10 protein-coding genes are annotated in these 11188 nt (G+C 72.6%); 1 reads left to right on the forward strand and 9 read right to left on the reverse strand.

Annotated elements, in window-relative coordinates; all coding sequences use genetic code 11:
* Positions 1-11: 11 nt before the first annotated feature.
* Entirely contained in the window at positions 12-1595 is a 1584-nt protein-coding gene (locus tag AB0I15_RS46085) for a bifunctional NAD(P)/FAD-dependent oxidoreductase/class I SAM-dependent methyltransferase (RefSeq protein WP_358111433.1), read from the forward strand.
* Here AB0I15_RS46085 and AB0I15_RS46090 read toward each other — a convergent pair.
* The 9 genes from AB0I15_RS46090 to AB0I15_RS46130 form a co-directional block, all read right to left on the reverse strand.
* The gene (locus AB0I15_RS46090) at positions 1564-2196 is read right to left on the reverse strand and encodes a flavin reductase family protein (protein ID WP_358111436.1); all 633 of its coding nucleotides are present in this window, start codon (positions 2194-2196) and stop codon (positions 1564-1566) included. The genes AB0I15_RS46085 and AB0I15_RS46090 overlap by 32 nt on opposite strands.
* 51 nt (positions 2197-2247) lie before the next feature.
* Positions 2248-3366 carry a mannose-6-phosphate isomerase, class I gene (manA, locus tag AB0I15_RS46095; protein ID WP_358111438.1) on the reverse strand — a complete coding sequence of 373 codons (1119 nt, stop codon included), beginning with the start codon at positions 3364-3366 and terminating at the stop codon, positions 2248-2250.
* 199 nt (positions 3367-3565) lie between these two features.
* Entirely contained in the window at positions 3566-4783 is a 1218-nt protein-coding gene (locus AB0I15_RS46100) for a cytochrome P450 (protein ID WP_358111441.1), read from the reverse strand.
* 3 nt (positions 4784-4786) lie between these two features.
* Positions 4787-5875, reverse strand: coding sequence for an FAD-dependent oxidoreductase (locus tag AB0I15_RS46105; protein ID WP_358111444.1), 1089 nt, complete (start codon positions 5873-5875; stop codon positions 4787-4789).
* Positions 5872-6798 carry a hypothetical protein gene (locus tag AB0I15_RS46110; protein WP_358111447.1) on the reverse strand — a complete coding sequence of 309 codons (927 nt, stop codon included), beginning with the start codon at positions 6796-6798 and terminating at the stop codon, positions 5872-5874. Before AB0I15_RS46110 ends, AB0I15_RS46105 begins: the two co-directional genes overlap by 4 nt.
* A 71-nt stretch (positions 6799-6869) precedes the next feature.
* Entirely contained in the window at positions 6870-7826 is a 957-nt protein-coding gene (locus AB0I15_RS46115) for a hypothetical protein (RefSeq protein ID WP_358111450.1), read from the reverse strand.
* A gap of 69 nt (positions 7827-7895) precedes the next feature.
* Positions 7896-9329 carry an RICIN domain-containing protein gene (locus AB0I15_RS46120; RefSeq protein WP_358111453.1) on the reverse strand — a complete coding sequence of 478 codons (1434 nt, stop codon included), beginning with the start codon at positions 9327-9329 and terminating at the stop codon, positions 7896-7898.
* A gap of 21 nt (positions 9330-9350) precedes the next feature.
* Complete coding sequence (locus AB0I15_RS46125; protein WP_358111456.1) at positions 9351-10172, reverse strand: carbohydrate ABC transporter permease; 822 nt, start codon at positions 10170-10172, stop codon at positions 9351-9353.
* Positions 10169-11038: a sugar ABC transporter permease gene (locus AB0I15_RS46130; protein WP_358111465.1), complete on the reverse strand. Its 870-nt coding sequence runs from the start codon at positions 11036-11038 to the stop codon at positions 10169-10171. The genes AB0I15_RS46125 and AB0I15_RS46130 overlap by 4 nt, the downstream gene beginning before the upstream one ends.
* Between the last annotated feature and the right edge of the window lie 150 nt (positions 11039-11188).

Here is an 11188-nt window from a genome sequence, read left to right on the forward strand (position 1 = left end):
GGAGCCGTGACATGGACGCGAGATACGACGTGGTGGTCATCGGAGGCGGGGCCGCCGGGCTGAGCGGAGCGCTCACGCTGGGCCGGGCCAGGCGCAGGGTGCTGGTGATCGACGCGGGGCGGCCGCGCAACGCCCCCGCGGAGGGCGTGCACGCGTACCTGGGCCGCGAGGGCACGCCGCCGCTCGACCTGCTGGCCATCGGCCGCGAGGAGATCGCGGGGTACGGCGGCGAGGTCGTGACCGGCACCGCCGCGACGGCGGAGCGGCTCGGCGACGGCCGCTTCCGCGTCGGGCTCGAGGACGGGTCCGCCGTCGAGGCGGCCCGGCTGCTGGTGACCACCGGCCTGGTGGACGAGCTGCCCGAGGTGCCGGGGCTGGCCGACCGGTGGGGCCGCGAGGTGCTGCACTGCCCGTACTGCCACGGCTGGGAGGTACGCGACCAGCCCATCGGCGTGCTGGCCACCGGGCCGATGTTCGTGCACCAGGCGCTGCTGTGGCGGCAGTGGAGCGACGACGTGACCGTCTTCCTGCACGACGTGAGCGAGCCGGCGGACGAGGTGCTCGAGCAGTTCGCCGCCCGGGGGATCACCGTGGTGGAGGGCAAGGTGACCGGGCTGGAGGTGACCGGCGACCGGCTCACCGGCGTACGGCTGGCGGACGGCACCGTGGTCCCCCGCACGGCCGTCGCCGTCGGGACCCGGATGACCGCCCGCTCGGCCGTCCTGACCGGGCTGGGGCTGGAGACGGCGGAGCAGGAGATGGGCGGACACGTCGTCGGCGCCTACGTCCCCGCCGACCCGATGGGCGCCACGAGCGTGCCAGGGGTCTGGGTGGCGGGCAACGTGTCGAACCTGTTCGACCAGGTCATCGGCGCCGCGGCGGCGGGCACCCGCGCGGGCGCGGCCATCAACGCCGACCTGGTCATGGAGGAGACCCGGGCCGCCGTCGCCGCCCGCCGCGCCGAAGTCGCCCAGGAGTTCTGGGACGGCCGCTACGGCGGGAGCCCGCAGCTCTGGAGCGGGAACCCCAACGCCATGCTCGTCAGCGAGGTCGCGGACCTGCCGCCGGGCCGTGCGCTCGACCTGGGCTGCGGTGAGGGAGCCGACGCGATCTGGCTCGCGTCCAGGGGATGGCGGGTCACCGCCGCCGACGTCTCCGGCGTCGCCCTCGGCCGCGCCGCCGGGCACGCCGAGGACGCGGGCGTCGCGGACCTGGTCGACTGGCAGCGGCACGAGCTCGGGACGTCGTTCCCCGGCGGCCGGTACGACCTCGTCTCCGCCTCCTACCTGCACTCGCCCACGGACCTTCCGAGGACGGAGATCCTGCGCGCCGCCGCAGCGGCCGTCGAGCCCGGCGGCGTGCTGCTCGTCGTCGGTCACGCGGGCTGGCCGTCCTGGGACCGCGAGGACAAGCCGGAGGTGCACTTCCCCACGCCGCAGGAGGTGTTCGACTCCCTGGAGCCGGCGGAGGGGGAGTGGGAGGTGCTCGTGAGCAAGGTGTTCGAGCGCACCCAGGCCACCCCCGACGGGCAGCCCGGCATCCGCACGGACAACGTCCTCAAGATCAGGCGGCTCCGCCAGGCCGGTTCTCGCTGATCGTCCGGCTGCGGTAGGAGTGGCCCAGCTCCGCCCCCAGGCCGAAGTAGTGGCGGAAGTTGTAGATCAGCGGGCTCCACGCCGTCGGGTCCACGTGCTGAGTGCCGGGCACGACGATGCGCGGATCGGCGTGCACCCTGGACACGGCGGCCTCGGCGATGACGAACGACCCCGACACGTCCCGCCGCACGCTCGCGGCCCGCGCCTCGAACTGCAGCGGGCAGCCGGCGACGCGCGGCGGGCGCACCCCCTCCGACGGCTCGGCGCCCAGGCCGGCGGCGGCGAACTTGTCGGGCTCGAAGCGGCACCCGTCCGGCTTGCCCGCCGGTACGGGGTCGCGCCCGGTGAGGGGCGCCAGCCGCTCCACCGCCGCCCATTGGCCGGGGGCGGGCAGGCTGATCACCAGGTCGGACCGGTGGGCGAGGTTGCGCGCGGTCTGCCCCTCGGGTCCCAGCCCGAGGACGATCACCTGGCCCAGCGCCCATGCCGACGACATGGGCGCCAGGTTGAACGAGCCGTCGGCGTTCTCCGTCGACAGCAGCACGACCGGGGTCCCGAAGTACAGGATGCTGGGCTCGATGGTCACATGGTCCGTGGTCATGCCCCGCAGCCTAGGAACGGGACGTTCAACGCCCGGCCGAAGCGTGCCTGATCAGCCCGGCTGGGCGCGATACGCGCGGCCCTTGCCCGTCAAGGTCACCGAAGGCGCCGCCGCCGGGACGAACGCCGACTGCCCCGCCGTCAGGGTCAGATCCCCCAGGTGGACCTCGCCCTCGACGCAGAGGACGATCTGCGGCACCCCGGCGGGCAGCGCGTGCGTCCCGGGCTCGTACCGGCTGAGGGCGAACTCGGGCGCGGGCGGCCGGTAGGCGTAGCCGCCCGCCCCCTCGCTCTCGGGCTCCACCCGGTGCGGCGCGGCCGGGGTGAAGTCCACCACGCGCATGAGCTCCGGCACGTCCACGTGCTTGGAGGTGAGCCCGCAGCGCAGGACGTTGTCCGAGTTGGCCATGACCTCGATTCCGATGCCGCCCAGATAGGCGTGCGGCACCCCGGCGCCCAGGTAGAGCGCCTGGCCCGGCTCCAGCCGGACGTGGTGCAGCAGGAGGGCGGCCGTGACGCCCCGGTCGCCGGGGCAGGCGCGGGCGAGGTCGCCGTGGACGGCCAGGTCGTCGTCGCCCGACGCCGACAGGGCCCGCTCGACCTCGGCCCGCAGGGGCGCGGAGGCGTCGTCGAGCATCTCGGCGAACACGGCGCGCAGCGACCCGGCCCGCAGCGCGTCGATCCAGGGCCGCAGGCCGGGCACGCCGAGCCGGTCGAGCAGGTCCGCCGTGTCGGCGGGCGGGCGGAACCCGCAGAGCCCGTGGAAGGGGGTGAGGGCGCAGACCATCTCGGGCTTGTGCGAGGCGTCCTTGTAGGTGCGGGCGTAGTCGTCCAGCGGCACCCCGCGCGCCGTCTCGGCGGCGTACCCGGCCTCGGCCTGCTCCGTCGTCGGGTGGACCTGGAGGGACAGCGGGCGCTCGATGGCCAGCACCTTGAACAGATAGGGCAGCTCGGGCCCGAACCGGGCGACGGCCGGCCCGCCGAGCGTGCCGACCGGGTCGCGGGCGATGAGCTCGTTCAGGGGGACGCCGCCGGCGATCGACGGGGCGCCGGGGTGGGCGCCCATCCAGAGCTCGGCCTGCGGCTGCCCGGTCGGCTCCGTTCCGAACAGCTCCGGCAGGGCGGTGACCGAGCCCCAGTCGTAGGGGCGGACGGTGGTGGCCAGTCGCATGGGGGCGGTCTGTGGCACGGCTAATCGCTCCAATCGTCGTCATGGAGCGTAGAACGACTCCGGCGCACGTGCGCGACCGGGGGCGGCATGAGGCGGCCCGGTCGCCGGGGCGGCCCAGAGGCGGCCGGGGCCGCCGGGGCGGCATGAGGCGGTCGGGGGCGGCCGGCGAGATCCTGGCCGCCCCCGACCGGCCCGCCCGTCAGCGGGCGCGCGGGCCCAGCAGCACCGGCATCGTCCGGGTGCTGTTGCCCAGCAGCGTGTCCAGCGGCGGCAGCTCCTCCGGCGGCGCGGCCAGGGTCATGCCGGGGAACGCCTCGAACAGCGCCCGCAGCGCGATCTCGCCCTCCAGCCGGGCCAGCGGCGCGCCCAGGCAGAAGTGCGGCCCGTGCCCGAACGCCAGGTGCGTGTTCGGCGGGCGGCTGATGTCGAAGCGGTGGGCGTGCTCGCCGTACTGGTCCGGGTCGCGCCCGGCGGAGGCGAAGCAGGCCAGCACGGGCTCGCCGGCCCGCAGGGGCACGCCGTCGATCTCGACGTCCTGCACGGCGTACCGCATCGGGAAGTACGCGATCGGCGAGTCCCAGCGCAGCGTCTCCTCCACCGCCGCGGTGTAGTCGCACTGCCCAGAGCGCAGCAGTTCGAGCTGGCCCGGCACGGTGAGCAGCGCGCCGATCGCGTTGGTGATCAGGTTGACCGTCGTCACGTGCCCCGCGATGAACAGCAGCTCGATCGTGGCGAACAGCTCGTCCTCCGACAGCCGCCCGCCGTCCTTCTCGTGCAGCTCGAACAGGTCGGTGATGAGGTCCTCGCCGGGCGTGCCGCGGCGCTCCTCGATGATCTGGTCGAGCAGCCCGCGCAGCTCCTCGCGCAGGGCCGGCGAGTCCTCCAGGCCGCCGACCTGGGCGACGGCGTCGGTGAGCCGGTGCAGCTCGTCCTGGTGGGCGGCCGGGATGCCGATCAGCTCGGAGATGACCTCGCGCGGCAGCGGATAGGCGAACTCCAGCCGCAGGTCCACCGGCTCGCCCGGCGGCATCGCGGCCAGGCCGTCGATCAGCCTGGCGGTGAGCTCCTCGATCCGCGGGCGCAGCCTGTTCAGCCGCCGTTGTGAGAACGCGGCGGTGAGCGGCATGCGCAGCCGCCGGTGGCGCTCGCCCTCGGCGTTGAGCAGGGACGTGTCGCTGACGATGCGGTCGATGGCGGTGCCGGGCGGCATGGCGTGCCGATCGGCCCAGTGATGCAGCTCCCTGGACATGTCCGGATGGGTCAGGACGGCCATCAGCGTCTCGTACCGGGTGGCCGCCCAGACCGGGCATCCTTCGGCGGTCACCGGCACGAGCGGCCCGGCCTTGCGCAGGTGGTCGTTGTCGGCGTGCAGGTCAGGCGTGGCCGGGTCGAGCGTGAAGCGGCTGTCTTCGATCATGGCTCATCCCGTTCGTCGTGGGCTGACCGCCAGCGCGGTCACGTCGAAGCCGGGGTCCTGCGCGAGGTAGAGATCGCGGACCAGCTCGCCGGCGGCCGGCGCGTTGCACAGGCCGTGGCCGGAGAAGCCAGTCGCGTACAGGAAGGCCGGGGGTCCCGGCTGGTGGCCGATGAAGGCGGTCTTGTCGGGGCTGGCGTCGCGCAGGCCGGTGACGGCGGTGTGCAACGTGAGCCCGGCCAGGCTCGGGTACGTCTCGGCGACCCGCTCGGCCACCTCCCGCCGCCAGGACTCGCGGTCGGGCCCCGGGTAGCCCATGCCGATCAGCATCCGGTCGTCGCGCAGCCGGATCAGCAGCCCGCTGGCGGCGTGCAGGGTGACCGGGACCTCGGGCGTGCCGGGCGGCAGCGGGTCGGTGGTGAGCAACTCCTGCTCGATGGGCTCGGTGAGCGGCATGTCCACCCCGGCGCAGCGGACGAGCGAGGCCGACCAGGCGCCGGCGGCGCACACGATCGCGTCCGCGCCGATCTCGCCGTCCGCGGTCAGCACGCGCCCGGCCTCCGGGTCGATGGCGGTGACCGGGCAGCCGGTACGCAGCGCCGCCCCCGCCTGCTCGGCCGCCCGCGCGTAGGCGGTGACGATGGCCGCGGTGTCGGAGATGTAGGCGTCGGGCGAGTACGCGGCGGCCTCCAGCGGCAGGTCGCCGATGAGCGGGTTGTGCCGCCTGGCCTCCTCCGCGCTGATCAGGCCCACGTCGACCCCGGCGGCCCGCTGGGCGGGCAGGTCGGCCTCGAAGGCGGCCACCTGCTCCGGCTCGGTGAACAGCACCAGGTAGCCGACCTGCCGCAGCGGCAGCTCGGTGCCCGGCCTGCTGGGAAAGGCGCGGTAGGCGTCGAGGCTGCGTACGGCCAGCGCCGAGCTGATCGGGTTGCCGGCGAAGTAGGAGCGCACGACGTCGGCGGTGGCGCGGGAGGCGCCGGAGCCCAGCGTGCCGCGCTCCAGCAGCGTCACGTCCTGCCCGGCCTCGGCCAGGTGGAAGGCGATCGACAGACCGATGACGCCGCCGCCGATCACCACCACCCGCGATCCGCTCATGCGCCGGCTCCCGTTCTGCGCAGGTACTCGCCCGCCTGCCAGGGGAACAGGTGCAGGTTCCAGCCGCCCAGGCAGTTGCAGTAGAGCGCCATGTGGCCCATGACCGCGATGAAGTCCTCGTGGCTGTCGACCCGCTCCAGCCCGTCGAGCAGCCGCTGCGTGAAGTCCCACAGCTTGTCCAGGCCGCAGTAGCCGAGGAACTCGGCCGGGGTGTGGGCGAGCTGGCGGGTCATCTGGCGCAGCCACGGCATCGGCATGCCGTCCAGCGCGGCGCGGACGAGGCCGCCGTAACAGCTGTAGCCGAGCGGCCGGGTCTCGCCGTTGACGAACAGCAGCGTGGTCAGCACCGTCTCGTAGCTGCCCGCCCCCGAGGGGATACGGCCCTCGTGCAGGTCGAGCAGCTCACGCGGCGGGCTCAGCCAGATGCGCTCGGTCTCGGCGTGCACCTCCTTGACGAGCTGGTTGAGCTGCGGATCGCCGACGGGCAGGCGCGGCAGGTCGTGCCCGCCGGGCCCGCCCGCGCGGCGCACCTCGGCCGTGACCGGCTCCTTGGTGGTGTAGACGGAGTCCCACACCTCACGGCCGGCCTGGGCTAGGGCGTCGAGGTCCTCCTCCACGACCTGGCCGATCGGGGTGGCGGTCATGGGCTCGGTCAGTTCGCCGTACTTGATGCCGAGGTGCTGCAGCCGTGAGCAGAACAGCGTGCCGTCGGGTACGGTCCGCCGGTCCACGCGGTATTCCGCGGCCGTGTGCAGCAGCGAATGGACCGGCGCGAGGTGGTACAGGTGGTATCCCGCGACGAGGGCGTGCCCCTGCAGGCTGCGGTAGGGCAACGCGTCCCACAGGCACTGGGCCAGGGCGGCGTTGCGCTGGTCGAGTTCGGCCCCCACGGTGATGCCGAGGCTGGGCCAGGTGATTTCCACACGCTTAGAATCGTTCACAGTATGTCACTCTAACGTCACGATTTGTGGCGAAAGAGGCGAGGGCTGGCTATTTACCGGGACATGACTTCATCGGGAGGCGCCCAGATGGACTCGGCGTCCACGTACGGCCGGATGAGGACGCTGAGCAGGGGATCGGCCCGCCCGTTGAGCTCGTCGAGGGCGATCTTGCGCGCCACGCCCGCCATCACGTCGGCGATCTGGACCCGGTCGTCCAGCATCGAGTCGACCAGCCGCAGCCCGGCCATCCGGCCGCCCAGGATCTCCCGCATCTGCGCGATCCGCTCGTCGGTCAGCGTGGTCTGCCGGTCGTGCACGACCACCACCGGCCCGCCCGCGCCCCAGAACCGGACGGCCCGCACGATGGCCGGGATGAGCGGGTCGAGCGCGGGGAAGACGTAGGGGTCGGCCAGCAGCCGCTCACGGAACGACTCCACCCGCGGCCTGGCCCGCCACAGCGACTCCATGATCTCGCCCGCCGCCCCGCCCGTGCCGCGTAGCTCGTCGACCAGGCGGAACGCCTCTTCGACGGACGTGGTGACGCCCTGGCCGTTCTTGGCGCGCAGCAGGTAGTTGAACGCCTCGAGGAAGGCCGACCACCGCTCGGGCCCGAACGCCGGGCGGCCCTCCCGGTAGAGGGCGGTGGCCGTGGCCCAGGCGCGCGGGTCGAGGCCGATGCGCGAGGTGTGGTCCTCGTCGAGCAGCTCGGCGACCTTGCCGGCGACATAGAAGATCTTGTCGGTCAGGAACACGCGCACGTTGCCCAGCACCGGGCCGTGCGGCCCGAGCAGCCACAACAGCGCCGGCCGGTACTTGTCGCGCAGCACGTGGCCGGCGCGGTATTCGTTGGCCGGGGTCGGCGCCCGCTCACGCAGCTCCCTGACGCAGTCGGCCGCCGCCGCGGCGTCGATGAGCACGCTGGCGTGCGCGAAGACGTCGCTGTTGCCGCCGACGAGCTTCTCGCCCTCCGCGCCGGATTCGTCGCACGCGATTTCGAGGGGTTCCGACACGTTAGCGAATCTAACCTGGCCAGGGCCCGCCCGCGAGGCAATTTACCCCGTCCGGGCGGGCCGGGCCGATCACAGGGCCGTGCGGGTGAACTGCTGGTTCTGGCCGCTGCCGCAGGGATACTGCTTGAACTGCACGTCGTCGGCCGTGGACGAGCTCGGCAGGTCGGCGCACTTGCCCGAGTGCCTGGCCACCAGCCGCAGGTAGCCGCCGCCCGCGTCCTGCAGCGTCCACTGCTGGTTGGTGCCGGAGCCGCAGCCGTACTGCTGCAGCGCGGCCCCGTCGGCGGTGCTCACGCCGTTGACGTCCAGGCACCTGCCCGAGTGGCGGGCGACGACCTGGACGTAGCCGCCGCTGATCGACTGGATCCGCCACTGCTGGTTCGTGCCGCCGCCGCAGGTGTACTGGATGACGGCCATCAGATTGTCGGTGGAGCCGTTGCGCACGTCGGCGCACTTGCCCGAGTGACGCACGGTCAGCCGGTCGTAGCCGGAGCCGGTCGCGGTGATCGTGCCGGCGGCGGCGTCGACGGTGAGCTGCCGCGCGTACGACAGGCTCATGGTCGTGCCGCTGGGGAACTGGACGGGCAGCCACACGTACCGCGAGTCGTTGACGGGCCCGCCCCACGCGCCGGCCCACCGGTCGCCCAGATACAGGTACGACGTGCCGGACGTGCCCTGCACCGGCAGCACGAACGCGGACTGGGAGCCGAACGTGAGCCCGTCGCCCACGTTCTGCCAGGCGCTCCAGGCGCCGGTGATGCTGGTGGCGGTGGCGTACTTGGCCTGGTTGGGCTGCCAGCCGGTGGCGCCGGAGGTCAGCAGGAAGTACACCCCGTTGCGTTTGAACATCGCCGGGGCCTCCCGGTGGTCGCCGTCCCACATGCGGGCCAGCGTGGCCACGTCGGTGTAGTCGGCGCTCAGCCGGTAGACGTGCAGGTCGTAGTTCTCGTCGGCGGCCGAGATCATGTAGCCGGCGCCGTCGGTGTCCACGAACGCGGTGATGTCGCGCGACATGTGGCCGAGGGGCCGGAAGCTGCGCAGGTAGGTGTAGTTCCCGTCCACGGTGCTCGACACGGCCACGGCCGCCCGCGCCTCGCCGTAGTCACGGCCGTTCTCCTTGTGCATCCACATGACGAACCGGCCGGTGGCGGCGTTGTGGATCACCTTCGGCCGCTCGATGTTGGCCACCTGCAGCTCGGCCGCGCTGGACTGGGTGAGCACGTGGTTGCGGAACTCCCACGTACGCAGGTCGCTCGACCGGTACGCCGAGACGTACCGGAAGGTGCCGTCGGCGTTGCGGTTCTCCCCGAACCAGTAGTAGTACGACCCGACCTTCACCACGCCGCCCCCGTGGGCGTGCAGCAGGTTGCCCGAGGTGTCGGTGAACTGGGCGCCGACCGGCACCGTGACGGGGGCGGCCCGCGCGGGAAGCGCGGGCAGCAGGGCGAGCAGGACGGAGGGGACGAGCGCGGCCAGGAGGGTGAGGGCGCGCGTGCGGGACATGGGGGCTCCTCTCGGGAGTGATCAGCCCTTGATTCCGGTGAGCAGGACGCCCCTGACGATCCACCGCTGCGCGATGAGGAAGAGGGCGACCAGGGGCAGGATGGCCACCAGCGCGCCGGCGAACAGCGCCGGCAGGTTGACGGCCTGCTGGTTGAGGTTGGTGGACAGCGCGACCTGCACCGTCCAGAACTCCGGGTCCTGGCCGATGACCAGCGGCCACAGGAAGGCGTTCCAGTGCTCGATGAAGGACAGGATGCCGAGCGAGGCGAACAGCGCGCCGGAGTTCGGCAGCGCCAGCCGCCCGTACAGGCCCAGGTGGCCCAGGCCGTCCACCCGGCCCGCGTCCTCGATCTCGCGCGGGAAGCGCAGGTAGAACGCGCGGAACAGGAGCACGGCGAACGCGCTGAACAGCCCGGGGACGATCAGCCCCCACATCGTGTTCACCCCGCCCATCGACCCGACCACCACGAACGTCGGAATGAACGTGGCCGCGCCCGGCACCATCATCGTGGCGATGATGAAGAAGAACACCGGGCGGGAGGCCGCCACGGGGATGCGGGCCAGCGCGTACCCGGCCATCGAGGCCAGCAGTGTGGCCAGCGGCGCGGAGATCGCCGAGATCAGCGTGGAGTTCCACAGCGCGTGCGCCAGCGGCACCGCCTCGTTGCCGAACGCGTCGGCGAACCCCTGGAAGCCGATCGTCTCGGGCCACCACTGCCAGTCGAGCGAGCCCAGCTCCCGCCGGGTCATCAGCGCGTTGCGGATCAGCAGGTAGAACGGCAGCAGGAACGGCACCGCGAAGACGACCACCGCCGCGTACGAGCCCAGACGCCGCCGCCTCATCGCCCGTCCTCCTCGGCGGTCCTGCCGAACCCGGCGAAGCGGCCCTGCAGCAGCGTGAACACCACGATCAGCACGGTGACGACGAACGCGCCCGCCGACCCGGCGCCGTAGTTCTGCTCGCCGAGCGCCGTCTGGAACAGGTAGATCAGCGGCGTGCGCCCGTCCGCGCCGCCCAGCCCCGACAGGTTCGAGGCCAGGATGTTGTAGAACTCGTCGAACGCCTGGAACGCGTTGATGATCAGCAGCAGCGTCACCGCCACCGACGTGTTGCGCAGCATCGGCCAGGTGATGTGCCGGAACAGCCGGCCCTCCGACTCGGCCCCGTCCACCCGGGCCGCCTCGTAGAGCTGGGCGGGGACCTGCTGGATCCCGGCCAGGAAAAGGATCATGTAGAAGCCGGTCTGCAGCCACAGCCGCACGGTGACCAGCACGATCCAGTAGAGCGGCGGGTCCACGGTCGCCACCCAGCCGATCGCGTCCTCGTGGCCCAGCAGGTAGGCCAGGCTGTTGGCGACGCCCGACGGGGTGCCGCTGAACAGGCTCATCTTCCACACCAGCGCGCCGACCACGTACGACACGGCCGCCGGGATGAAGAACGTGGTCCTGAAGAACGCCCGGCCGCCGCGCAGCCGGTTCACCAGCACCGCCAGGCCCAGCGCCAGCGCGAACGTCACCGGCACGATGAACAGCGTGAACAGCAGGATCGTCACCAGCGACCGGGTGAAGGCCGGGTCCGACAGCAGGCGCCGGTAGTTGTCCAGGCCGTTCCAGTTCCCCAGGCTGATCGTGCCGCGGGCGTCGTTGAAGCTGAGCAGCAGCCCCCAGCCGATCGCCACGTACTTGAAGACGAACAGCCCGGCCACCATCGGCAACGTGAGCAGCAGGAACGCGCGCCAGGCCGGCCACCGCGCGGACCGCGGCGCGCTACCGATCCCAGACCTTCGTGGCGTTACGTTCAGCGACGTCGCACAGTACAGCGGCATCCTGCCAGATCTCGCAGGGTTCGAGACTAGCCG

The sequence above is a fragment of the Nonomuraea sp. NPDC050643 genome (genome assembly GCF_040654715.1).
Lineage (GTDB): Bacteria > Actinomycetota > Actinomycetes > Streptosporangiales > Streptosporangiaceae > Nonomuraea.

What these genes read in the sequence shown, in the direction of transcription:
- AB0I15_RS46085 (WP_358111433.1), top strand. Translation starts at nt 12, where the DNA reads ATGGACGCGAGATACGACGTGGTGGTCATCGGAGGCGGGGCCGCCGGG.
- AB0I15_RS46090 (WP_358111436.1), bottom strand. Translation starts at nt 2,196, where the DNA reads ATGACCACGGACCATGTGACCATCGAGCCCAGCATCCTGTACTTCGGG.
- manA (WP_358111438.1), bottom strand. Translation starts at nt 3,366, where the DNA reads ATGCGACTGGCCACCACCGTCCGCCCCTACGACTGGGGCTCGGTCACC.
- AB0I15_RS46100 (WP_358111441.1), bottom strand. Translation starts at nt 4,783, where the DNA reads ATGATCGAAGACAGCCGCTTCACGCTCGACCCGGCCACGCCTGACCTG.
- AB0I15_RS46105 (WP_358111444.1), bottom strand. Translation starts at nt 5,875, where the DNA reads ATGAGCGGATCGCGGGTGGTGGTGATCGGCGGCGGCGTCATCGGTCTG.
- AB0I15_RS46120 (WP_358111453.1), bottom strand. Translation starts at nt 9,329, where the DNA reads ATGTCCCGCACGCGCGCCCTCACCCTCCTGGCCGCGCTCGTCCCCTCC.
- AB0I15_RS46125 (WP_358111456.1), bottom strand. Translation starts at nt 10,172, where the DNA reads ATGAGGCGGCGGCGTCTGGGCTCGTACGCGGCGGTGGTCGTCTTCGCG.
- AB0I15_RS46130 (WP_358111465.1), bottom strand. Translation starts at nt 11,038, where the DNA reads ATGGTGGCCGGGCTGTTCGTCTTCAAGTACGTGGCGATCGGCTGGGGG.